The sequence below is a fragment of the Pseudomonas siliginis genome (assembly GCF_024072275.1).
Lineage (GTDB): Bacteria > Pseudomonadota > Gammaproteobacteria > Pseudomonadales > Pseudomonadaceae > Aquipseudomonas > Aquipseudomonas siliginis.
The window spans coordinates 3,404,071-3,428,153 of the sequence record NZ_CP099598.1 but is presented as its reverse complement, the minus strand read 5'-3'; the positions used below and the strand labels follow the sequence as shown (position 1 = coordinate 3,428,153).

12 protein-coding genes and 6 pseudogenes are annotated in these 24,083 nt (G+C 55.3%); 15 read left to right on the top strand and 3 right to left on the bottom strand.

Annotated features, from left to right (window positions below):
• The first annotated feature begins 9 nt into the window (after positions 1-9).
• Together NF676_RS15690 and NF676_RS15685 are read left to right on the top strand one after the other, a co-directional pair.
• A complete protein-coding gene (locus NF676_RS15690; protein ID WP_252886357.1) occupies positions 10-8,661 on the top strand; it encodes a two-partner secretion domain-containing protein in 8,652 nt (2,883 codons plus the stop codon).
• Positions 8,661-9,095, top strand: coding sequence for a hypothetical protein (locus NF676_RS15685; RefSeq protein WP_016775049.1), 435 nt, complete (start codon positions 8,661-8,663; stop codon positions 9,093-9,095). Before NF676_RS15690 ends, NF676_RS15685 begins: the two co-directional genes overlap by 1 nt.
• Here NF676_RS15685 and NF676_RS15680 read toward each other — a convergent pair.
• Positions 9,076-9,369 (bottom strand): hypothetical protein, encoded by a 294-nt coding sequence (locus tag NF676_RS15680; protein WP_162098751.1) that lies wholly within the window; start codon positions 9,367-9,369, stop codon positions 9,076-9,078. The genes NF676_RS15685 and NF676_RS15680 overlap by 20 nt on opposite strands.
• A 224-nt stretch (positions 9,370-9,593) precedes the next feature.
• On the opposite strand from NF676_RS15680, the gene NF676_RS15675 reads away from it, so the two are divergent.
• The 11 genes and pseudogenes from NF676_RS15675 to NF676_RS15630 all read left to right on the top strand — a co-directional run bounded on the left by NF676_RS15675 (position 9,594) and on the right by NF676_RS15630 (position 20,071).
• Positions 9,594-9,863 carry a hypothetical protein gene (locus NF676_RS15675; protein WP_016775048.1) on the top strand — a complete coding sequence of 90 codons (270 nt, stop codon included), beginning with the start codon at positions 9,594-9,596 and terminating at the stop codon, positions 9,861-9,863.
• 237 nt (positions 9,864-10,100) lie between these two features.
• Positions 10,101-10,718 carry an SMI1/KNR4 family protein gene (locus NF676_RS15670; protein WP_224787207.1) on the top strand — a complete coding sequence of 206 codons (618 nt, stop codon included), beginning with the start codon at positions 10,101-10,103 and terminating at the stop codon, positions 10,716-10,718.
• Between the two features lie 25 nt (positions 10,719-10,743).
• Positions 10,744-11,334: a hypothetical protein gene (locus NF676_RS15665; RefSeq protein WP_150635064.1), complete on the top strand. Its 591-nt coding sequence runs from the start codon at positions 10,744-10,746 to the stop codon at positions 11,332-11,334.
• Positions 11,335-11,458: 124 nt separating this feature from the next.
• Positions 11,459-13,828 (top strand): annotated as a pseudogene (locus NF676_RS15660) (TreTu family toxin); the annotation flags it as partial.
• Positions 13,829-13,835: 7 nt separating this feature from the next.
• Positions 13,836-14,120, top strand: coding sequence for a hypothetical protein (locus tag NF676_RS15655; RefSeq protein WP_252886356.1), 285 nt, complete (start codon positions 13,836-13,838; stop codon positions 14,118-14,120).
• 378 nt (positions 14,121-14,498) lie between these two features.
• Positions 14,499-14,861 (top strand): annotated as a pseudogene (locus NF676_RS15650) (hypothetical protein); the annotation flags it as partial.
• Positions 14,858-15,148 (top strand): immunity protein CdiI family protein, encoded by a 291-nt coding sequence (locus tag NF676_RS27895; RefSeq protein ID WP_488656664.1) that lies wholly within the window; start codon positions 14,858-14,860, stop codon positions 15,146-15,148. The pseudogene NF676_RS15650 and the gene NF676_RS27895, both read left to right, overlap by 4 nt.
• Positions 15,149-15,284: 136 nt before the next feature.
• A pseudogene (locus NF676_RS15645) lies at positions 15,285-17,630 on the top strand (DUF637 domain-containing protein); the annotation flags it as partial.
• A gap of 522 nt (positions 17,631-18,152) precedes the next feature.
• Positions 18,153-18,428: pseudogene (locus tag NF676_RS27770) on the top strand (hypothetical protein); the annotation flags it as partial.
• Between the two features lie 554 nt (positions 18,429-18,982).
• Entirely contained in the window at positions 18,983-19,438 is a 456-nt protein-coding gene (locus NF676_RS15635) for an Imm42 family immunity protein (protein ID WP_159894627.1), read from the top strand.
• 120 nt (positions 19,439-19,558) lie between these two features.
• Positions 19,559-20,071 (top strand): annotated as a pseudogene (locus tag NF676_RS15630) (hypothetical protein).
• Positions 20,072-20,125: 54 nt separating this feature from the next.
• Here NF676_RS15630 and NF676_RS15625 read toward each other — a convergent pair.
• Positions 20,126-21,169 (bottom strand): LLM class flavin-dependent oxidoreductase, encoded by a 1,044-nt coding sequence (locus NF676_RS15625; protein WP_065616172.1) that lies wholly within the window; start codon positions 21,167-21,169, stop codon positions 20,126-20,128.
• 203 nt (positions 21,170-21,372) lie between these two features.
• On the opposite strand from NF676_RS15625, the pseudogene NF676_RS27765 reads away from it, so the two are divergent.
• Both NF676_RS27765 and NF676_RS27760 read left to right on the top strand, forming a co-directional pair.
• Positions 21,373-22,413 (top strand): annotated as a pseudogene (locus NF676_RS27765) (cache domain-containing protein); the annotation flags it as partial.
• 138 nt (positions 22,414-22,551) lie between these two features.
• Positions 22,552-23,319, top strand: a complete 768-nt coding sequence (locus tag NF676_RS27760; RefSeq protein ID WP_370593578.1) for a methyl-accepting chemotaxis protein — start codon at positions 22,552-22,554, stop codon at positions 23,317-23,319.
• A 140-nt stretch (positions 23,320-23,459) separates the two neighbouring features.
• Here the strand turns inward: NF676_RS27760 and NF676_RS15615 are convergent, their stop codons facing one another.
• Complete coding sequence (locus NF676_RS15615; RefSeq protein ID WP_016775037.1) at positions 23,460-23,945, bottom strand: flavin reductase family protein; 486 nt, start codon at positions 23,943-23,945, stop codon at positions 23,460-23,462.
• Between the last annotated feature and the right edge of the window lie 138 nt (positions 23,946-24,083).

Below are 24,083 nucleotides of genomic sequence, written 5' to 3'. Positions count from 1 at the left end.
GATTCTGATATGGACATTCGCCACCTGGCCTTCCTGGCCAGCCAACCTTCTGCGGCCGTAAAAAAGCGCGAGCAATTCTGCGGCATGCCCAAGCGTGGTCTGGCCTTTTTGCTGGCGAACGTCATGTTCTGGCAACCGGTGTGGGCGCAGGCGGACGGCATCGTTGTCAGTGCACCCGGCACCAGTCTGGATCGCGCCGGCAATGGCGTGCCAATCGTCAACATCGCAGCGCCCAATGGCAGTGGCCTGTCGCATAACCAGTTCCACGACTACAACGTCGGTGCGCAAGGCGTCATCCTCAACAACGCCACCGACCGCATGCAACAGACGCAACTGGGCGGGATCATTCTCGGCAACCCGAACCTGCGTGGCGCAGCGGCACAAACCATCCTCAACGAAGTCAATGGCGGCAGCCCGAGCCAGTTGCGCGGCTACACCGAAGTCGCAGGGCAATCGGCACGGGTGATCGTTTCCAATCCTTACGGCATCAGTTGCAACGGTTGCGGTTTCATCAACACGCCACGTGTCACGCTGACCACCGGTAAGCCGGTGCTCGACAATGGTCGCCTGGAGCGCTTTCAGGTTGATCAGGGAAGCGTGTCGATTGACGGCGTCGGTCTTGATGCGAGCAACGTCGACAGTTTCGAAATCATTACTCGCAGTGCGCAGATCAATGCACAGATCCACGCAAAAAACCTGAACATCACCACCGGCCGCAACGACGTCAACGCCGACACGCTCAGTGCCACCGCCCGTGCCGATGACGGCAGCGCCAGACCACAACTGGCCATCGACTCCTCGGCGCTCGGCGGCATGTATGCCGGTGCAATCAAACTGGTCGGCACCGAGCAGGGCGTTGGTGTGAAGCTGGCGGGGGATCTTGCCGCCAGCGCCGGTGACATCCGGATCGACGCCAATGGCCAGCTGACCCTGGCTAAAGTCACGGCGGGTAATGCCGTCGATGTAAAGGCCAAAAGTCTCGATGCCCAGGGCGCGGTTTATGCCGGTACGCAGGTCACCGTACAAACCGCCGAAGACCTGATCAATCGCCAAAGCCTCGCTGCCCGTGACAGCGTCAGCCTGAGCAGCGGCGGCAGGCTGACCAACGCTGGTGTGATTGAAGCCGGGGTGAACGCAGACAACAGCCGCAACGCCAAGGGTGATCTGTCGATCAACAGTGCTTCGGTGAGCAACAGTGGCAGCGTGTTGGCCAGCCGGACCCTGACCGCCAGCGCAGCCGCAACGTTCGAGAACCAGAACGGTACCGTGCAGGCTCAAGACATCACTTTGAACGCGGCGCGCCTGGTCAACCAAGGTGTGAATGCGCGTGTTTATGGTGAAACCCGTCTAGTCGTGAGCGCGCCGGCCATCGTCAACCTCAGCGGCCTGATTCGCTTCGCCGATGGGCAAGCGGCAACACTGGTGGTCGACAGCATCGACAACCGTCAGGGTCGTATCGAAATCGCCGGCGGCAGCCTCAAGCTCAATGCTCAGGAGGTAAAAAACACCGGCGGCAAAGTGATCGCCGGTCGCCTCGACGTGGACGCCCGTCAACTGGACAACAGCGGCGGCCTGATCGGCGCCAGCGACGGTGAGGCCAAGGTTGTCGCCCGCGAACGTCTGAATAACGGCGCGGGCAAGATCCAGGCGAAAACCACACTGGCACTGTCGGGAGGGGAGTTGCTCAATCAGGGTGGGACGCTGGCAGCCGACGACATTCTCGTCACGGCCACTCGCCTTGATAACAGCGCCAAGGGTGTGATCAGCGCGGAAAACGGTGCTGCTGATCTGACGCTGATGCAGGATTTCGATAACCACGACGGCAAGGTCCAGACTTCGGATCGCTTGACCGTCACTGCGCAGAGCATCAACAACCGCAACGCAAGTCTGACGGGCAAAACCCTCGAGGTGGCCGGTCGCGGCACGCTGGATAATACGCAAGGCACGATTTCGTCCGATGACAGCGTGGTTTCCAGTGCAGACCTGGATAACAGCCTTGGCCTGATCCAGGGAACCGATCGCCTGAGCCTGACCGCGCAGGATCTGCAAAACGCCAGCGGCCAACTTTTGGGCGGCATCGTCGACGCAAACCTGCGCAATCTGATCGGCAACAACGACGGCACGCTCAGCGCCGAAACCGGGCAACTGACGCTCCTCGTCCAGCAGCACTTGAACAACGCATTGGGCCGTCTGCAATCCATCAAAGGCGATGTGGAACTGCGTGCCAGCTCTGTCGATAACCGTGGCGGTGTAGTCGCCGCCCGGCAATTGCTGGTGGTGGCCAAGGACGGATACGTCGACAACCGTGGCGGGCGGATGATCGCCGACGGCCTGGAGTTGCACGCGGCCATTCTTGATAACCGTGCCAACGGGTTGTTGGCCGCAGGTGCCGATGGCGCGCGGTTGATCCTCAAGCAAACTGCACCAAGCCAGTCGCAACTGCTGAATCAACAGGGCCGGATTCAGAGCGAAGGTCAGTTGCACATCGACGGTGACGAGATCGAAAACAGCGCCGGTGTCCTGCTCGGCAACGCTATCGACATCAATGCCAAACAACTTGGCAACAACGACAAGGGCGGCATCGTCGGTAATGGCGGCGATGTCGTCCTCAACATTGCCGGAGTTTTCAGCAACGTCACCGGTCTGGTCGATGCTGGCGCACAGCGCTTGCTCCTTGATCAACTGACCTCGCTGGATAACCGGGGCGGCACCCTGCAAGGCAAGCGCCTGGACATCAATAGCGCCTGGATCAACAACAACGCTGCCGGGCAGATCATCGCTGGCAGCGACGGCCTGAAGATTACTGGCAAAACACTGCTCAATCAGCAAGGTGTGATTCTGGCCAACGGCAGCCATGCCGAACTGGCGCTGAACAACGGCAATTTGCAAAACCAGGGCGGCACGCTGCAAGCCGACTCGGTGAGCATCAACAGTGCCGACCTCGACAACAGTGCAGCCAGCGGCAAAGCCGGGCTGATTTCCAGCCTGATTGATGACTTGACGCTGACCGTGACGCGCCTGGCTAACCGCGCCGGCAAGATGTTCGGCAAGGATCAGGTGATCTTCACTGGTGCCAGCCTGGACAACACCAGCGGCGAGATCAGCGGTAATCAGCTGGGGCTCGAAGCCGTCGGGCAGGTCCTCAATCAGGGCGGCCTGATCGAATCGGCAAACAGCCTCAAGCTGACTGCCCACGGCTTGGATAACAGCGCCGGTGGTCAGCTCCGCGCCCTCGGTGGCGCTGCGAGTCAGATCAAGCTGACCGGCAATCTGAACAACCAGAGCGGCGTGATCGAAATCGGCAGTCAGGACCTGCTGCTGTCGGGTGCCGAAATCAATAACTTCAGCGGCAATGTGCGCCACGCGGCGCAGGGCCTTTTCGACCTGGATGTGAGCCAACTGGCCAACAACCAGGGCAGTCTCACCGGGCTGGGCAATGGTGTATGGGATGTCGGCTCGGTCAACGGTGTTGGTACCTGGCAACTGAACGGCGGGCTGACCTACACCAGTGCGCAGAACCTGACGCTCAATGCTGGCGAACGGATCGCCAGTGCTTCGGCGCTCAGCCTCAACGTGGCCAACCTGAACAATGCCGGACAATTGCTCAGCGGCGGCGATCTGGCGCTGACCCTCGGCGGCAATCTGCTCAACAGCGGCAAAGTCTCCGCGCAGCAGAAACTCACGATCAGCGCCAACGACGTGATCCAGCAGGACGGGCGACTGGTCAGCGGCGGCGACACCGTGATGACCTTGCGCGGCACACTGGACAATCTCGGTCGCCTGATCGCCAATCAGAACCTCACGGTGACGGCGGCACGGATCAATAACAAAGGTACCCTCGGCGCCCAAGGCGATCTCGAATTCACCGCCGCCAACGGTCTCTACAACGATGCCGACACGCTGCTGTTCAGCGGCGGCACGATGAAGCTGCACGGCAACAGCCTGAATAACTATTACGGCGATATTTACAGCCGCGGCAACATGAGCTTCGACGCTGTCGATGGCGCGCGCGCGGCGTTGTTCAGCAATTTGTCGGGCACCATCGAAGGCGAGGGTGACGTCGACATCAACGCGGTTTCCTTCGAAAATGCCAAAGCCGAGTTCGAGCTGACTTCCGGTCAGTCGTCCGGCAGTTTGAGCTGGGTGTGCGGTCAGCACTGCGATGGTGGTGATGGCTGGAAGCGCGGCACCATCACCATCACTACCCAATTCAACGACGAGGTGCTCAAGGACTCGCGCGCGGCGCGATTCGTGGCAGGCAAGAACTTCACCATCCACGCCAACCAGGTTGAAAACCGTTACAGCCTGCTGGCCGCCAACGGCGACCTGACCGTGACGGCTGACAGCCTGCTGAACCAGGGCGGGGAGTCGCGTTCGGGGACGCGCGTGGTGAAAAGGGGCACCCCAGGGCGTATCGACAACAGCCTCTGGGACAAGATGGAGTTCGTCGATGTTCCGGCGTTCAACGCGGCTACCGCGGCCGGCAACTTCGATCAGGCGCGGTTCGATGAACTGATCAGTCGCTCCAGTGATTCGCGATTCTCTTTGATGAGTGACGTCACCACCTGGAATGCAAACGGCAACGCCGTTTACGCTGCGGTGATGCAGGCCGGCGGCAAGGTCAAGCTCGACGTCACCAACAGCATCCAGAACGGCACGCTATACGACAACACTTATGGTCAACTGACAGGTTCTCTGGCCAGCGACCAGACTGACGCGGTCGGCGGCATCAACATCAACCTGGGCAAACATAGCACCGACGCTGTCGCCCAAACCTCCAGATCCGTTACCCGTATCGAGCATGTCGACGCCGATGGCGTGAAGCAGATCAGCTTCACACCGGTGGACTTCAAAGGTGTGCCGTTCGCCGCAGTCGACCCGACGGCTTCCTCGACCTTCCGGTTGCCGAAAGGCCCGTACGGCATGTTCGTGCAAAGCACGAATCCGCAGAGCCGTTATCTGATCGAAACCAATCCGGAGCTGACCCAGACGACGGCCTTCATGAGCTCCGACTACCTGCTCGGCAAGCTCGACTTCAGCGCCGACGAAGCGGCGCGTCGCCTCGGTGACGGTCGCTATGAATCGCGGCTGATCAGCGACGCCGTCATGGCCCAGACCGGCCAGCGTTTTCTCGCCGGTGGACTGGAGAACGACTACGAGCAATTTCGTTATCTGATGGATAACGCTCTCGCCAGCAAAAACCAACTGAACCTCTCTGTCGGCGTCAGCCTGACCTCGGCGCAGGTCGCTGCGCTGACCCACGACATTGTCTGGATGGAAGAGCGCATCGTCGACGGCCAGAAAGTGCTGGTGCCGGTGTTGTATCTGGCGCAGGCCGAGTCGCGCAACGTGCGCGGTGGCAGCCTGATTCAGGGCCGAGATCTGGAAATGCTGGCCGGTAGCGATCTGGTCAACGTCGGCACATTGAAGGCCAGCAACGACGTGTCCGTCGACGTCAAGGGCAGCCTCTATCAGGGCGGTCTGGTGGAAGCCGATGAGCGCATCAAACTCATGGCCACCGACAGCATTCGCAACGCACTGGCCGGCGAAATCCGTGGCAATCAGGTCGAACTGACGACACTCAAGGGCGATATCGTCAACGATCGCACCGCCATCGCGGTGCGTGATGGCAACGGCATGCGCACCCTCGTCGACGACGGCAGCATCATCAGCGCCCGCGACAGCCTGACCATCAAGTCCGGACAGGATCTGACCAACGCGTCTGCCATCAGCAGCGGCGGTGACGCCAGCCTGAGTGCAGCGCGCGACATCAACCTGTTGGCGACACGCGACGAAGACGAACTCCACGAATCGTTCGATGGCGGCCATCGCTCAGTCATTACCACCACGGTGGAAAACCTCGCGTCGACAGTGAAAACCGGCGGCGACCTGAAGCTCGATGCCGGTCGCGACATCAACGTCGTCGCCAGCACAGCCGAAGCCACCGGCAACCTCACCGCCGAGGCCAAGCGCGACATCAACATGTCCTCGGCCGGTGATGAACACAACGTCGAAACCCATAGCAAGGACGGCAAGAAACGTGTCCATGAACAGGATGACCACACTGTTCAGAAAGCAGCTGAGTTCATCGCCGGCGGCGACGTAAAAACCAGTTCCGGCCGTGACACCACACTGGTCGCGAGCAAAATCAGCGCAGGCAATGAAGCCTACGTCTACGCCGGTAACGACCTCAATTTGCTGGCCGCGCAGAACAAGGACCACACGCTCTACGACATGAAGGAGAAGGGCGGTTTCGGCAACCTGAAACTCCAGCGCGACGAAGTCACCCAGGTCACCCACGTCGGCAGCGAAATCAAGACCGGCGGCAACCTGTCTCTGGTCAGCCTGGGCGACCAGCATTACCAGGTGGCCAAACTCGACAGCGGCAAGGACATCCTCCTCGACAGCGGCGGCGCCATCACCTTCGAAGGGGTGAAGGATCTGCATGACGAGAGCCATACCAAAACCAACAACAACGCCGCATGGGTCTCGGCCAAGGGTCGCGGCAACACCGACGAAACCCTGCGCCAGACGCAGATGATTGCCAAGGGCAACATCGTCCTGAAAGCGGTCGATGGGCTGAAGATTGATATCAAGGATGTGAGTCAGGAGTCCGTCAGCCAGACCATTGATGCGATGGTCAAGGCTGATCCGCAACTGGCGTGGTTGAAGGATGCGGAGGCTCGGGGAGATGTTGATTGGCGGCGCGTGAAGGAGATTCACGAGTCGTTTAAATACAGCAACTCGGGGCTTGGCCCGGCTTCGCAGATGATTATTGCGATCGTGATGGCTGCCTTTGTCGGGCCTGCTGCGTTCGCTTCGCTAAGCGCGAGCATGGGCACCGCCTGGGCCGCAGGCCTCGCCGCTGTGGCAACAGGTGCAGCCACAAATGCCACGACCAGTTTTATCAATAACGGCGGAAACCTTGGAGCGGTTTTCGCGGACGTTACTTCATCCGATGCACTGAAGGGCTATGTGATTTCCGGAGTGACAGCCGGATTGATGGCCGAATACCTGAACCAGCTGACGGGTATGAAATACGATCCGAATACCGGAAAGTTGCTCGGCCCGTCGTTAGCCACGTGGGAGGGCGTCGGCAGATTTGCTGGAAGCCAAATCATCCAGGGTGGCACTTCCGCGCTGATCACCAAGGCAGTCGGCGGCGATGCAAGTGCCGGTGACGTTCTGAAGACGGCTCTGTTCAATACCGTCGCGGCGTTCAGCTTCAACATGGTGGGCGATCTCACGCAGGGCGTTCTGGATGATGGCTCAGCGGGCAAAATCATCATTCATGCGGCGGTGGGTGGGCTGTTGTCGGAGATGACCGGTGGGGATTTTGCGACAGGCGCGTTGGCGGCTGGTGCGAATGAAGCGCTTGTTGGTGAGATGAACAAATGGTTCAAGGGCAATCCCGAGTTGTTGCTCATGGGGTCGCAGATAGTGGGGGTGCTCTCCGCAACTGCGCTGGGCAATACTGATCAAGAGTCATTGGAAAACGCTTCTTGGGTTGCCAACAACGCGACACAGTACAACTTCCTGAATCACCAGGATGTAAAAGACCTCGAGAAAGCGCTTAAGGAGTGTAAAGACAACTGTGATGCTGTTCGAGCTGAGTTTGCCAAGCGTGATGCGGATAACACGGCGCGGCTCAATAACTGTTGGGCGACCGGCGATTGCGCGCAGATCAAGGCTGAGATTGATGAAGGCTCTCTTGCATTAAATAAACTTTGGGAAAATGACGATTCGGGGATCACAGATCAATTCCTTCATAGCAATATCGCCGACTCGACCAACGCTAGGACGCGAGCGGTCCTCGACCACCTTCCGAAAGGGGATCCGGCTAATGCGGTGAAATTGTTGGCTGCAGCGGGAATTATTGCTCTTGCGCCGGAAGCGATTGGTTTGCTTGGACAGTTGGCCACGAGAGGTGCAGCTACTTGTGCAGCAAACCCAGTGCTGTGCGCGAACGAAGTCGCGATCTGGACCGCTGAGGCAGGAATGTCGGAGGCACTTCCCGTGGGGTTAGGGGCCACAGCAGGTGGGGCCGCAGCCAAGGAACTGAGTGATCTCCGCGGTTTGATGGAGATCGAAGCGAAAACTGGGGCTAAGCTAACGGCTGAGCAGATTGCGGCAGTCGTTAGGCCGGCAGCGATAGGTTCAGAGGGGGCAGCCACCGTTGGAGGTCAGGCAACCTCTACATTTTTGAAAGATTTTGGCGAGAAAGTTCTTAGTCATAACACCCAGATTGGCGTGCGTAATAGTAAGGCGGGGACGATTTCTGGTGCTCATAACAGCGATGCCTTCTTGGAGTCGGTTGAAAAAACTGGGGCAAAAATCTCCAATAAAACTACGGATGTCCGTTATCCTGGCCTTGTGGAGTATAGTTATCAGTTGCCTAAAACTAACACTCGGGGCGAGTTGGTCGGTGGATACAAGTCCAAATCCACCAAAACAACTTATGATTCGAAAATTCTGTCAGATATCAAGGTGGCTGATATGTCGAGCAGGGCGGCAGTCGAAGCTGGCTCTTTGTTCAGAGCTAATCCAGCCATGAGGGAGGCCAGTATCAAAGTTGATGGTTATTACTTTCAAGTGACGCGTGATAGCAAAACTGGAGATATAACAAACTCATTTATTACTATGCCGCCGAGGACGAAATAATGGCTGATTTGGTTTGGTTAGAGGTTCTCAAGGAATCATTTTCTTCAACTGACGCAGATTATGAGGGTCTTTACGAGTTAATTGAGGCTTCTATCGTAAGAGGGAGGACTAATTTTCCTGCGTTTATCTACGACGCTTCGCAGGGACATGGGTTCTCAGTGGCTGAAGGTTTTTTTTACTCGCTTGATCAGGATTGGGACGATCCAGAAGAATTCAATGAGGTAAGTTTCTTCTTGGGGGAAGCGTTAACTTCTAGCATACCTGTGGCTGACTACGTTTCTCTGATGAAAATTGCAGCTGATGTTTATTCTGCTTACTTTCCAGATGAACGCGATGGAGTTCAAAGGTCTGCTGAAAGATTAGAAAAGCGTTATTCACAACAAATGGAGGAGATAAACGGGGACAGACCACCTTTCAATTCTCGTCCAGCGTAAAAGCGGTGGCGACCTGAAGCTCAATGCCGGTCGCGACATCAACGTTGTCGCCATCGCCGAAGCTACCGGCAACCTTACCGCCGAGGCCAAGCGCGATATCTCCCTGTCTCGGCCGGTGATGAACACAACGTCGAAATCCACAGCAGGCACGGCAAGAAACGCGTCCATGAAGAGGACGACCACTCTTTTCAGGAAGCTGCTGATTCATCGCCAGCGGCGACGCAAATACCAGCCCGGACCTCGACACCACACTGGTCGCGGGGAAGATCTGCACAGGCAACGAAGCCTACGTCTACGCCGGTAATGATCTGAACCTGCTGGCCGCGCAAAACAAGGGCCGCACCCTCTACGACATGAAGGAGTAAAACGTGTCTGTCCGCCGTTTTCCCAAGTAAGGTGATTGGAACAAACGTCTGATGCGCTCCGATCTCGACAATCAAAATAAATGTTCGGGATGGTGTGATCCAGACTGCGTTCTCGTACTGGTTAGGAATGGTTATGAGCAGTGGCGGCACGATAATAGAACGATTTGTGGCCCAAGAGTTGGACGACAGCGTTCGCTCTATTTTGAAAAACGCCTTTGATGAGCGGGTTTGCTCAGAGAGCATTCTGTTCAGGGCGTTCGAGTTTAATTGCTTTGACGTTTCTTTAGACTTTGAAAAAGGCATCGTCACATTGCAAGATGTACTCTCCGCTGGAGAAAGTAGCGTTCTTGATATACCGATACGTGATTTTATCTCTGCTTGTGGTTTGAATGTCTCTTGTTAATTGTAGAGGCCTAGATGTGATCTGACACCGGCCTAGCACCCAGATAAACGGGGACAGACCATGTTTAAAACGCATTCCAAAACGTGATCTGTCCCCGTTTCCCCGAGTCGGCGCAACATATTGAAGATGCCATCGGGGCAGGAAAGCCTGACACGTTGACCAGGCGCTTGTATTGGCGCTCAATGCAGAGAGTTGCCTAACGGGACGAAGGTTAGAATAGAGGTGATAGATTAGATTGTGAATAATTTGGATAAGTTGTTATCGATTGCAAGTTCGTCCTTGAGTGAGCGTGAACCAGAACTGTCTGGGCCAATACGCAACATGGCAGGGACTTCGGCGGAACAACTTTTTAATGTGCTGCGTCAGCGCAATGGCTTCTATGCTTTTGAAGGCGCGCTGCATATTTTTCCAAGCAACTCCAGCCAAAGTGAAATGGGCATATCTGATTGGAATCATGCTGACCTGTGGCGCACTAGCTACAAAGGTCTAGCCGATAATGGTGTCTTTTTTGCTGAAGATATCTTTGGTGGGCAGTTCTGTATCAAGGATGGCAGTATCTACATTTTTGATCCGGAAACTGGCTCGTTAGAGTACTTGGCTGCGGATGTTGAAAGCTGGGCTGAAGTAGTTCTGCACGACTATGAAGTATTGACAGGCTATCCGTTGGCTCATCAGTGGCAAAAGCGCAATGGTCCAGTTCGTGCTGGGATGCGTTTGCTGCCCAAAGTGCCTTTTGTAATGGGTGGTGATTTTTCCTTGGATAATTTATATGTTGCCGATGCTGTAGAAGGCATGCGGCTCAGAGCCGATATAGCCGATAAGATTAAAAATTTACCAGACGGTACTCAGGTTTAATTCAGTCTGGACTGACAGGAGACAAATGATAGTTTCAGCGATGTTTGATTCCCTCGTCACATTTGACTGCGTATATGGAGGCTTTGAGCTCGAAAATGGAGTAGTTCGCCTTTATGTCGAAAGAGGCCTAGCCTTGAAAAAAACGAAGTTGGTAACAGCGGCGGATGGCGCTCGGATCGTACAGTGTGATGAAGATGAGTGTCCTAAGGGCGAAAGTATTTTTCCTGTTCATTATATTTACGATCCCGCTAGAGATGTGGAGTATGTTGAATGGAGTCTTGTAAATGGTTTGTTACACGCTCGAAGCGAGGGTGGTGAATGGGTCAAATACGAGAGCAAGAGTGAAGGTTTGCACGCAATGCATGAATATGTGGGTGACTGCTGGCTGGTCTTTTCGGGTGTGAGTGTGTTGAGAAAAGTTATCTATGAATATTCTCTCGATCGAAAGAGTTCCTCAGGTAATGAGTTTGTCGAGGAGTTTATTAGTGGGCCTAAAGTCGATAAGTCTGCAAGTGAGTATTTTCTTGAGGGTGAAATAAACGTTTTGCCTGGGCCAGGATGGATGTCTTTGAAAATTGATGCAGATTCGTTTCATATCGAGATTCCCGACGATTGAAAGAAAAGCGGATAAATGGGGACCGGATAAATGGGGAAAGACCACCTTTCGAGAGACAAACGGGGACAGGCCACCTTCAAATTCGCGTCGAGCGTAAAAGCGGCGGTGACCTGCAGCTCGATGCCGTCGCAACATCTATTTGTCCTCGGCCGGAGATGAATACAACGTCGAAACCCATAGCAAGGACGGCAAGAAACGTGTCCATGAACAGGACGACCACACTGTTCAGAAAGCCGCCGAGTTCATCGCCGGCGGCGACGTAAAAACCAGTTCCGGGCGTGACACCACACTGGTCGCGAGCAAAATCAGCGCAGGCAATGAAGCCTACGTCTACGCCGGTAACGACCTCAATCTGCTGGCCGCGCAGAACAAGGACCACACCCTCTACGACATGAAGGAGAAGGGCGGTTTCGGCAACCTGAAACTCCAGCGCGACGAAGTCACCCAGGTCACCCACGTCGGCAGCGAAATCAAGACCGGCGGCAACCTGTCTCTGGTCAGCCTGGGCGACCAGCATTACCAGGTGGCCAAACTCGACAGTGGCAAGGACATCCTCCTCGACAGCGGCGGCGCCATCACCTTCGAAGGGGTGAAGGATCTGCATGACGAGAGCCATACCAAAACCAACAACAACGCCGCATGGGTCTCGGCCAAGGGTCGCGGCAACACCGACGAAACCCTGCGCCAGACGCAGATGATCGCCAAGGGCAACATCGTCCTGAAAGCGGTCGATGGGCTGAAGATTGATATCAAGGATGTGAGTCAGGAGTCCGTCAGCCAGACCATTGATGCGATGGTCAAGGCTGATCCGCAGTTGGCGTGGTTGAAGGATGCGGAGGCTCGGGGAGATGTTGATTGGCGGCGCGTGAAGGAGATTCACGAGTCGTTTAAATACAGCAACTCGGGGCTTGGCCCGGCTTCGCAGATGATTATTGCGATCGTGATGGCTGCGGTTGTTGGACCTGCGGCCCTGACAGCGTTGAGTGGGATGGGCACGTTCTGGGCCGCGACTTTCGCCGCTGTGGCTACCGGAGCGGCTACGAATGCTACGACTAGCTTCATCAATAACGGTGGGGATCTGGGCGCTGTTTTCGCTGACGTTACTTCATCCGATGCGCTGCAGGGCTATGTGGTTTCGGGGCTGACGGCCGGTTTGATGTCGCAGTATCTGAATGAATTGACCGGCGTGAAGTTTGATCCCAATGGCAAATATGCCGGACCGTCACTGGCCACGTGGGAAGGTGTGAGTAAATTCGCCGGCAGTCAGATTATTCAAGGCAGTACGTCTGCGCTTATCAGCAAGGCAGTGGGAGGCGATGCTGACCTTGGCAATTTGCTGCAAACCGCACTTTTCAACACCGTTGCAGCGTTCAGCTTCAACATGGTCGGTGACCTTACGACGGGTGTTGTGGATGATGGCTCTGCGACAAAAGTCATCATTCACGCGGCGGTCGGCGGACTGCTGTCCGAAATGACTGGTGGGGATTTCGCTACGGGCGCGTTGGCGGCTGGGGCGAATGAGGCCCTCGTTAAAGAAATGAACAATTGGTTTAAGGGCAACCCGGACCTATTGATCATGGGATCCCAAATTGTTGGGGTTCTTGCAGCTTCGACACAAGAAAATGTTGATGCAGAAACTTTGCAAAACGGCGCATGGATTACTGCTAACGCTACAAAATTTAACTATCAAGGACACTATGGTAAGTACCTTGAAAAGTATGAAACATGCAAAAACGACGCAACGGGTGTGGGCTGCTCATCAATTCTTAAACTGGCGGGCACTAATTCTCAGGTTCTTGGTAATTTCGTTCTGAATATGGATGTGGACTCCAAAATCGTCAGCTATACGTTGCTCGATGATTCAGGGAAGCCATGGATGATCATGGAACCTTTAGAGTACAAAGCTTATGTGGCATTGCCAGTGGCGATGCAGGATGCTTACAAAAACTCTGCGCAGTGGCAGTTCGACTTGTCTTCCACTTTGCTTTACGCAAAGGACGGACAAGAGGGCAAAGCAATAGAAAGCTACGAGATGATGCTGACCGATCCAGATTATTGGGGCGAGATGGCTCTCTCATTAATGCTCTCCTCGGCTGGCGGATCTGTACTTCAGGGTGTAAAGGGGGCTGCTGGTAGCTTGTTGAAGCTCGGCGAAACAAAAGTTATCAATAATGTAAGTATGACTCGTGTAGGGAGATGGATGTCCCCAGGTGAGCTATTACAGATGCAAGGTAACAACAGGGTCGTACAGGGCGCAGGAGGGCAAACTTTCATCTCAATTAACGGTGCGGCTGATTTTAAAGGGGCTGCATCTAAAGGGGCCGTGTATGTCGAATTTGATGTTCCAAGTAATGGTTTGTTGCAAGGTGGCAAGGAAGGCTGGTATAAAATGATTGGCCAAGATGCCAGTAAGTCTCAGCAGTATCTGTTGAAAAAGCAGGGCGGAGAACATCTGCCTGAAGTGAAAAATATAAAAATCTTAGATAGAAAGTGAGCGGGATATGGATTATTTTCAGTTTGAAAAAAAAATTATGCCTTTGCTCAAAGGCTACACTGTGAAAAGCTCAAAATTCGCAGGCGGAGATTTTGGTGACTTGGAACGAGTAGAGTTAGAAGGCTTTGGGAAACTGGCAACTGTTGAGTTTTGGTCTGAAGGTTGGACGGGTTTTGATATTTATGACTGCACTTGTGATGAGCAAGTCATGAATATTTTAATCTCTCCCGAGGAGGGGGAGCTCATCTCGAATGCGATTGAAGCGTTTGTAGGAAGGTTGAATGGCAAATAACAATAAATTTCTTTTGCCTAGTCAGTCGATTATTAAAGATGGAGGATAAATGGGACAGACCACGTTTAGAAAGTAATCCAAGAACGTGGTCTGTCGCCGGGAAAAATTTATTGTGCTGTTATCGGTACTTCGAAATGAATCCGGTAAGAGCGAAAATGGTAGTTCACCCAGCCGAATATCGCTGGCAAAGCTACCGTGTTAATGCACAATCAGAACGCTCGCACATTGTTACCCCTCATGCTCAATATTTGGCGTATGGAGGGCAGGGTGGGCAACCGACAAATGCTTACCGCGGGAGATAAAGGGGGACAGACCAACTTTCAATTCGCGTCGAGCGTATAACGCGATGGTGACCTGAAGCTCGATGCCGGTCGCGACACCCTTTACGACATGAAGGAGAAGGGCGGTTTCGGCAACCTGAAACTCCAGCGCGACGAAGTCACCCAGGTCACCCACGTCGGCAGCGAAATCAAGACCGGCGGCGACCTGTCTCTGGTCAGCCTGGGCGACCAGCATTACCAGGTGGCCAAACTCGACATCGGCAAAGGCATCTCACGTGATGACATTCCAAATGTTGTAATGAGTGCTCTAGAACGTGGGAAAGTTGTCGGGACCAATGGTTCGGCTAATGTTTATCGCATCACGCATAATGGTGTTGAGCAAAACATCGCAGTTGGGGTTGGCTCAAACGGCTTCGTGGCTCGAGCTAATCCGGTCAGTTCTTGGAAACCATTGCCATGATCAGGTTAAGACTAACGAGTGAGTATTTGGCCGGGCCGATATTCTGCCCAGATCCGGATAGAATGGGGCACGTTGATATTGAAAATCTGCCCCTTTCTCCAGAGCTGAGGGTCAAAGTCAGTGAGTGGGACGGTGAGTATCAGTCGACGTTCAACAGCGACTACCCGCCCGATTCTTGTTTTGCAACGCCTGAGGCAGAGCTTCGGCATAAAGTAGAGGGGGAGGAGCTGGCCAAATCGATGCAGCAAGAACTAGGGAGCAGTTATATGGATGAGTATTGCCCATAGTTGATAATTAGTCGGTGCAAAAGGAGTGTCGGGGTCCGCTCTGACGAGGGACGAATTGATTTCGGGATTGCCTGTAGGCACTAGAGATAAACGGGGACAGACCACCTTTCAATTCGCGTCGAGCGTATAAAGCGATGGTGACCTGAAGCTCGATGCCGGTCGCGACATCAACGTCGTCGCCAGCACCGCCGAAGCCACCGGCAAACTCACTGCGGAGGCCAAGCGCGACATCAACATGTCCTCGGCCGGTGATGAACACAACGTCGAAACCCATAGCAAGGACGGCAAGAAACGTGTCCATGAACAGGATGACCACACTGTTCAGAAAGCCGCTGAGTTCATCGCCGGCGGCGACGTAAAAACCAGTTCCGGGCGTGACACCACACTGGTCGCGAGCAAAATCAGCGCAGGCAATGAAGCCTACGTCTACGCCGGTAACGACCTCAGTCTTCTGGCCGCGCAGAACAAGGACCACACCCTCTACGACATGAAGGAGAAGGGCGGTTTCGGCAACCTGAAACTCCAGCGCGACGAAGTCACCCAGGTCACCCACGTCGGCAGCGAAATCAAGACCGGCGGCAACCTGTCTCTGGTCAGCCTGGGCGACCAGCATTACCAGGTGGCCAAACTCAACAGCGGCAAGGACATCCTCCTCGACAGCGGCGGCGCCATCACCTTCGAAGGGGTGAAGGATCTGCATGACGAGAGCCATACCAAAACCAACAACAACGCGGCGTGGGTCTCGGCGAAAGGTCGCGGCAACACCGACGAAACCCTGCGCCAGACGCAGATGATCGCCAAGGGCAACATCGTCCTGAAAGCGGTCGATGGGCTGAAGATTGATATCAAGGATGTGAGTCAGGAGTCCGTCAGCCAGACCATTGATGCGATGGTCAAGGCTGATCCGCAACTGGCGTGGTTGAAGGATGCGGAGGCTCGGGGAGATGTTGATTGGCGGCGCGTGAAGGAGATTCACGAGTCGTTTAAATACAGCAACTCGGGGCTTGGCCCGGCTTCGCAGATGATTATTGCGATCGTGATGGCTGCCTTTGTCGGGCCTGCTGCGTTCGCTTCGCTAAGCGCGAGCATGGGCACCGCCTGGGCCGCAGGCCTCGCCGCTGTGGCAACAGGTGCAGCCACAAATGCCACGACCAGTTTTATCAATAACGGCGGAAACCTTGGAGCGGTTTTCGCGGACGTTACTTCATCCGATGCACTGAAGGGCTATGTGATTTCCGGAGTGACAGCCGGATTGATGGCCGAATACCTGAACCAGCTGACGGGTATGAAATACGATCCGAATACCGGAAAGTTGCTCGGCCCGTCGTTAGCCATGTGGGAGGGCGTCGGCAGATTTGCTGGAAGCCAAATCATCCAGGGTGGCACTTCCGCGCTGATCACCAAGGCAGTCGGCGGCGATGCAAGTGCCGGTGACGTTCTGAAGACGGCTCTGTTCAATACCGTCGCAGCGTTCAGCTTCAACATGGTGGGCGATCTCACGCAGGGCGTTCTGGATGATGGCTCAGCGGGCAAAATCATCATTCATGCGGCGGTGGGTGGGCTGTTGTCGGAGATGACCGGCGGGGATTTTGCGACAGGCGCGTTGGCGGCTGGTGCGAATGAAGCGCTTGTTGGTGAGATGAACAAATGGTTCAAGGGCAATCCTGAGTTGTTGCTCATGGGGTCGCAGATTGTTGGGGTGCTCTCCGCAACTGCGCTGGGCAATACTGATCAAGAGTCATTGGAAAACGCCTCTTGGGTTGCCAACAATGCGACACAGTACAACTTCCTGAATCACCAGCAAGTAGACGATCTCGTCACAGAGTTGAAGGGCTGTAGAGCGAGCGAAAATCCAGCAGCCTGTCGAGAGAAAGTGAAGGATACCTATGCGAAACTGAGCGCGAAAACCAGTGGATCCGAACTGTTCAAGTGCGAGGGTTTCGATCAGTGTAATGGTCAGACGAACGCCGCTGAAGGGGGAACGCTGGCGCTTGAAAACTACGATGCAAATGGCGGGTTAAGTGCTGAAGAGCGAGCGATTGTTCAGGATTTCCAAGACTCGAACCACACGGACGAGCTGAACTCTCACCATAAAACGATGCTGGGTGATCATGCGGAAATCGCTGGGACGATTCTGACTGGAGGGATCGGGGCTGGGAGCAAATTGGTTGGCAAAACCGAGGAGGTTCTGGTTGGTGCAAAAGGTGCGGCGGATATCGGAGCCTTAGACGACGTAGCTCTTCCCGGCTTAGGTTCGACACCAGGCCTACTCTCGTCACCTAGCATTCCATCGGGAGCAGGACTTGGTGGTTTCAAATTTGGACTAAGCGCGGGTGAAATAAACGCCATCAATTCAAAATTTGATGGTTCAATATCGTTTCGAAGCGTGGATACGGCTATTGCAAACGCCAGCAATTATGATGGATTCTTTAATAAGGCTGGTTCAATTATAAGAGATATCGCAGGGGGGGCATCTGTTTGATAATGGGAATAAACGAACGGCTGTTGAGGTTGTGGAGCGGCTAATTATAAGAAACGGTGTCGATGGTCCGCCAAAGCAGGTGATATGGAATGTCGTAGATAAGGTTGCTACAGGGAAATTAACAGATGTTAAAGATATTTCTAACGCATTGAGAGGTCTGGATTGATGTCTTGTGATCCTTCTGATAAATATGCTGCTCGTTTTGGGTTTTTAGATATGAATAGTGTGCATCTGGATGATTTCATTCAGATTATGGAGCTGGTGGCAAAAAAATGCGAAGGATTCTTTATATTTAAAATCGACGGTGAAAGGAAGCCCGATATTTATACTTTTGTTCTAAATGCCTCTTCGCAAAGTAACGTGGTTCTAAGAAAGGACACAGATAATATACGAGAAGGTATGAGGTTTTTTTTCTGCGAGCTTGAAAGAGCTGGAATCTACCTCTGACTAAAGAGTTGGCAGGTTCGGCAGTCGAAAGCTCAGCGTATCTAGAAGTGCGGTGTGTGGCTTCTTTCGGGAATGGTCGGCAGCGAAATCGAGACCGGCGGCAACCTGTCGCTGATCAGCCAAGGCGACCAGCATTACCGGTGGCCAAACTCGACAGCGACAAGGGCTTCGTCCTCGACAGCGGCGGCGCCATCACCTTCGAAGGGGTGGAGGATCTGCATGACGAGAGTCACACCAAAACCAATAACAACGCCGCGTGGGTCTCGGCCAAAGGTCGGGGCCAACACCGACGAAACCCTGCGACAGACCCAGATGATTGCCAAAGGCAACATTGTCCTGGAGATAAACGGGGACAGATCACCTTTCAATTCGCGTCGAGCGTATAACGCGATGGTGACCTGAAGCTCGATGCCGGTCGCGACATCAGCGTCGTCGCCATCGCCGAAGCTACCGGCAACCTTACCGCCGAGGCCAAGCGCGACATCAACATGTCCTCGGCCGGTGATAAGCACAACGTCGAAACCCATAGCGAGGACGGCAAGAAACGCCTCCATGAGCAGTACAACCACACCGTTTAAAAAGCTGTTGAATTAATCGCTGGCGGCGACGTAAAACCCAGCTCGGGCCGTGACATCACTTTGATCGCGGGTAAGATCTGCGCAGGCAACGACGTCTACACCGGCAATGACCTGAACCTGCTGGCCGCGCAGAACAAGGACCATACCCTATGCGACATGGAGGAGTAAAACGTGGTCTGTCCCCCGTTTTCAAAATGGCAACGTCCACCGATTTGAAGGGACGAATGGTGGGTTTCACTGGAACGGTAGTACGGGTGACGCCGGCAACCAATTGTCGGCTAGTTATATACCGGCGGCGGTGCAAAAAACGCTAGGAGTAAGATTGAAGTGATTTACGGTGATCCTTTTATATTCTCAATTCAGTTTGATGTCGTGAGGGATTGGAATGATTCAAGTTGTTTCTGGGCAAATGGCTTGTTTTCGTTGTTTGTTTGTGGGGAAAGGCTCCTTGATGTGGTGGATGTAGTCGAGCTTAAAACTGCCGTGAACTTCTACGCAAAAATGGAGTTCGAAAATGTAGAGGAGGGCGATTCGGCGATTTCTGCAAAAGAATTATTTGCTTCCGCGCATCGTTATTTCTTCAAAGGAGAGTCCGCCATTTTAGAAGGCGTGCAAGATATAACGTGCACCTTTTTGGGAGACGCCGGTCTGTTTATTTTTTTTCAAAAAACAGCGCATGCAGACAGACTGGTCTGGAGTAAGGACTTTGGCAACCTTGTCCATGAGGCGTTGCTGCCTCGGGGGGCAGTGGTTGGCGTAATTGAAAGTATTGAAGAGTTGTAGATGTTTTGTGGTAGTTGTAGCGATGCAGGTTTGTTGAACTCGAAGAATCTGGCCGCTACTCTTTGAAAAGGTAAGAAAGAGTTGATTAAAGCCGGACTTTTGCTGCTTTTTATTGTCCTGATGGCAGGCTGCCATTCCAACGTCAGAGACTCTTCCCCCAGTCTATTGAAGGATGGTGTCCAACTTCAGCAAAGAACGGCAACGCCAGATGCACAACACGCCAAAGTCATCATGAAATCGACAGGCTACACATATCCTGTCGAGTGCTCGGTTCGCCGTGCTACAGATCCTGATCGGCGAATGGAAGTGATGGGTACTGTGGTCGATTCCGAGCGGGGTAAGGTATTCGGCTGGATCGCCAAGCTTAACGAAGCGGCCAATAGCGCCACGTTCAAGCACTTCCCTCAGTTGGAAGCGCAAGCCAATGCCGACTAACCCTTCGAAGTGTCGGGGCGTTCCAACGGCATGGGCACCGGCAACACTTATAGCTGCGGGCCGCTGAGCAGTACCTTTACGCCGGAGCGAAGCAAGGTCTACCTGGTGGAGTTTCAGTTTGTTGGGCGGGGTTGCGAGCAGCGTGTTTACGATGTCACCCAGCCGGGCCAGCGCATTCCCGTGATCTCTAAAAACTAAAGCCCCGGACAAGTCCGGGGCCTTTTAGTGGGTCAGAGACCGTCCGCCGAGTAATCAACGAAACGCCGGCACCACATGCTTGATAAACAACTCCAGCGATTTCTTCTTCTCTTCATGCGGCAAGCTGTTGTCACACCAGAAACTGAACTCATCCACCCCCAGTTCCTGGTAATACTTGATCCGCGGAATGATCTCTTCCGGCGTGCCGATCATCGCGGTCTTGTGCAGGCTCTCCAGTTCAAACTCCGGACGTCCGGCAAACTTCTCTTCCGGGCTCGGCGCGAGGAAGCCATTGACCGGAGTTTCCTTGTTGCCAAACCACGCATCGAATGTGCGGTAGAAACGTGAGATGGCTTTGGCGCCAACTTGCCAGCCGTCCGGGTTATCAGCGGTGTGCACGTGGGTGTGACGCAGCACCATCAATTGTGGGCGCGGTACGTCTGGGTTGTTGTCGAGCGCGGTCTGGAATTTGTTCTTCAGGTCGAGGACTTCTTCGTCGCCTTTCATCAATGGCGTGACCATGACGTTGCAGCCGTTGGCCACGGCGAAGTTGTGCGAGTCGGGATCGCGGGCGGCGATCCACATGGGTGGGTTGGGCTTCTGGATCGGTTTCGGCACGCTGGTCGAGGTAGGGAATTTCCAGATGTCGCCGTCGTGGGCGTAGTCGCCTTGCCACAGGGCGCGGACCACCGGGACCATTTCGCGCAGGGCCTGGCCGCCGCTGGAGGCGGGCATGCCGCCGGCCATGCGGTCGAATTCAACTTGATAGGCGCCGCGCGCTAGACCGACTTCCATGCGGCCGTTGCTGATCACGTCGAGCAGGGCGCATTCGCCGGCGACGCGTAGCGGGTGCCAGAACGGCGCGATGATGGTGCCGGCGCCGAGGTGGATGGTGGTGGTTTTCGCTGCGAGGTAGGCCAGCAGCGGCATCGGGCTTGGGGAGATGGTGTATTCCATGGCGTGGTGTTCGCCGATCCACACGGTGCTGAAACCGCCAGCCTCGGCCATCAGGGTCAGTTCGGTCAGGTCTTCGAACAGTTGGCGGTGGCTGACGCTTTCGTCCCAGCGTTCCATGTGTACGAACAGGGAAAATTTCATGACGCTACCTCGAGTCTTTTGTAATTGGCCGGTCGTGTGCGGGCCTGTCGAACTGACGTGAACGCTGCGCGCTCGCGAGTCTTCTCACCATTCAAGCACGCCTTCGAGGACGGCTGTTCGGTTGATTGAATATTGGTATACCATAATACGGAATATCCGCAAAATATTTCTGACCGACACTTCGAACAAGGAAGGCGCAAGCAATGAACATAAAACAAAAACTGACTCTGGCGTTTGCGGTAATCGCCAGCCTGCCGGTGTTACTGGTGGCAGCGCTGATCATCCTCAATGTCCGCGAGGGCGCGCGCGACACCTTTACCGACAGCACCGGGCGCGAAGTGCGTCAGGTGGAAAACGCGATGCAGCTGTTTTTCGAGGGCATCAGCCAGAACGTTGCTTACCTGGCCGAGCATCCGCAACTGCAGAGCATCGACACCAGCCTCAAACGCTACCTGAGCAGCGACGCCGCGCAAGTGCCGCTGGGGCCGCAGGATCAACAGCTGTTCAAGCTGTTCGACGGTCTGGCCAAGGCGCACCCGGCTTACACCTATCTATCTGTCGGCACCGAGCAGGGCGGTTACCTGTTCTGGCCGGGCGATGCGCAACTGGCCAACTACGATCCGCGCCCCCGGCCCTGGTACAAAACCGCGATGGCCAATCCCGGCAAAACCCTGCGCACCGAGGCCTATTACTGGGCGGCGGATGACGTGGTGCTGGTGAGCACCGTGCGCAGTTTCAACAACCAGTTGGGCAGCAATGCTGGCGTGGTCAACATCGATGTGTCGCTCAAGCAATTGACCGACCTGGTCAAGCAGATCCGCCTCGGCGATAGCGGTTATCTGATGTTGATGGAAGCCAACAACACCGTGCTGGTCGACCCGAGCGATCCGGCGCACAACTTCAAGAAACTCAGCGATCTCGGCGACGGTTATCAGCAACTGGCCGAGGCGGGCAAAGGCCTGGTCGAGGTGCAATTGGCTGGCGAGGATTACATGGCGCTAGTTTGGCCTTCGCAGGCGTTGGGCTGGCGGTTTGTCGGCTTGGTCAAGGCGAGCGAAGTGATGGCCGGGGCGACTCGTTTGACCTGGCTGATCGGCGCTATCGCTGTGGTTTGCGCACTGTTGTTTGCAATGGCCGGCGCGTGGTTCGCCGGGCTGATGGTCAAGCCGATTCGTGGTGTCGCCAGCGGACTCGAAGGCATTGCCCAGGGCGAGGGCGATCTGACTGCGCGACTGGAAGTACGCGGGCAGGATGAAACCGCGCAACTGGCGGGCTGGTTCAACCAGTTTCTGGAAGCGATTCGCACGTTGATTCAACGCATCGGCCAGGCAGCCGGGCAGATTCACAGCAGCTCCGGCAGCGCCACCGAGGTCTCGGCGGAAATGGCCGACGTGGCTTCGCGTCAGCGTGAGGCGGTGGACATGGTTTCTACGGCGTTTCACGAAATGGTCGCCACTTCCAACGAGGTCGCACGCTCGTGCAGCCAAGCGGCCGATTCAGCAGACAACGGTCAGCGTCAGGCACACACCGGGCAGCAGCAGATCGATGCGGCGGTGAGCAACGTCGGGCGCTTGAGCCAGGAGATCGGCCACAGTGCCGAGTCGATGCAGCAACTGGAACAGGACAGCAACGACATTCAGTCGATCCTCGGCACGATCCGTTCGATTGCCGAGCAGACCAATCTGCTCGCGCTCAACGCCGCCATCGAAGCCGCGCGCGCCGGTGAACAGGGCAGGGGCTTTGCCGTGGTCGCCGATGAAGTTCGGGCGCTGGCCAAACGCACCTCGGATTCAACCGGTGAGATTGACGCACTGCTGGGCAATCTGGCGCGGCGCACCCACCAGATGGGCAAGCAGATGCACGCCAGCCTTGAGGTGTCGCAGGAAACCGTGGTGTCGATCAACGAGGCGCGGGCGAGTTTTGAATTGATTCGTGAATCGGTTGACGTGATCCGCGACATGAACACGCAGATCGCCACGGCGGCGGAGGAACAGCATCAAGTGGCGGAGGACATCAATCGGCACATCAGCCAGATTCATGGTGATGCGCAGTTGGTGGCGAGCCTGGCGGATTCAACTCGCCAGGATGCGCAGAACCTGACGGCGTTGTCGCAGACGTTGAATCAGCTGGTGAGCCGGTTTAGGACCTGACACGGTCGCCCAGGCAACACCAAAACCTGTGGGAGCGAGCTTGCTCGCGAAGGCGTCGGGTCAGTCAACAATGTAACAACTGACCCATCGCATTCGCGAGCAGGCTCGCTCCCACATGGGATATCCGTGATCTGGTGAAATCACGCCACAACCGGCAACGCACCCATCTTGCCGTGGCAATACACCAGCGGTCCGGCGACCTGCTCGGGGACGATCAGGTTCTTCACCGCGCCGACCATGATCGCGTGGTCGCCACCTTCGTATTCACGCCACAACTCGCACTCGATCACCGCCGTGGCATTGGCGAGGATCGGGTTGCCCAGTTCGCTCAACGTCCACTCGATGCCCTGCGCCTTGTCCTTGCCTTTGCGCGCGAAGGCATAGGCCTCGCTTTGCTGCACGCTGGACAACAGGTGAATCGCAAAGCGTTTGTTCTTGATCAGTACGGGATAGGAGTCGGAGCTGTAGTTGGGGCAGAACAGCACCAGCGCCGGGTCCATCGACAGTGAGCTGAACGCGCTGGCGGTCAGGCCGACGATCTGACCGTCGTCGTCCAGCGTGGTGATAACGGTGACGCCGGACGGGAACGAGCCCATGACTTGTTTGTAAATGGCAGCATCGATCATTGGGTGGTCCTCGGGTGGTGTGACGCGGTTTTTACGGTTAGTAGGTCTGATGGTATACCGTAATACATATCTTGCAAGAGCTTTTCTGGTGAACCGATAAACGTGCCACTTTCGTCGGAAACTCAGTGTTTACGGGGC

Coding starts and splice junctions, on each gene's coding strand:
- NF676_RS15665 (WP_150635064.1), top strand. CDS start 10,744: ATGATAGTTTCAGCGATGTTTGATTCCCTCGTCACATTTGACTGCGTA.
- NF676_RS15685 (WP_016775049.1), top strand. CDS start 8,661: ATGGCTGATTTGGTTTGGTTAGAGGTTCTCAAGGAATCATTTTCTTCA.
- NF676_RS15615 (WP_016775037.1), bottom strand. CDS start 23,945: ATGATCGATGCTGCCATTTACAAACAAGTCATGGGCTCGTTCCCGTCC.
- NF676_RS15675 (WP_016775048.1), top strand. CDS start 9,594: ATGAGCAGTGGCGGCACGATAATAGAACGATTTGTGGCCCAAGAGTTG.
- NF676_RS15655 (WP_252886356.1), top strand. CDS start 13,836: ATGGATTATTTTCAGTTTGAAAAAAAAATTATGCCTTTGCTCAAAGGC.
- NF676_RS27760 (WP_370593578.1), top strand. CDS start 22,552: ATGGCCGACGTGGCTTCGCGTCAGCGTGAGGCGGTGGACATGGTTTCT.
- NF676_RS27895 (WP_488656664.1), top strand. CDS start 14,858: ATGATCAGGTTAAGACTAACGAGTGAGTATTTGGCCGGGCCGATATTC.
- NF676_RS15690 (WP_252886357.1), top strand. CDS start 10: ATGGACATTCGCCACCTGGCCTTCCTGGCCAGCCAACCTTCTGCGGCC.
- NF676_RS15625 (WP_065616172.1), bottom strand. CDS start 21,169: ATGAAATTTTCCCTGTTCGTACACATGGAACGCTGGGACGAAAGCGTC.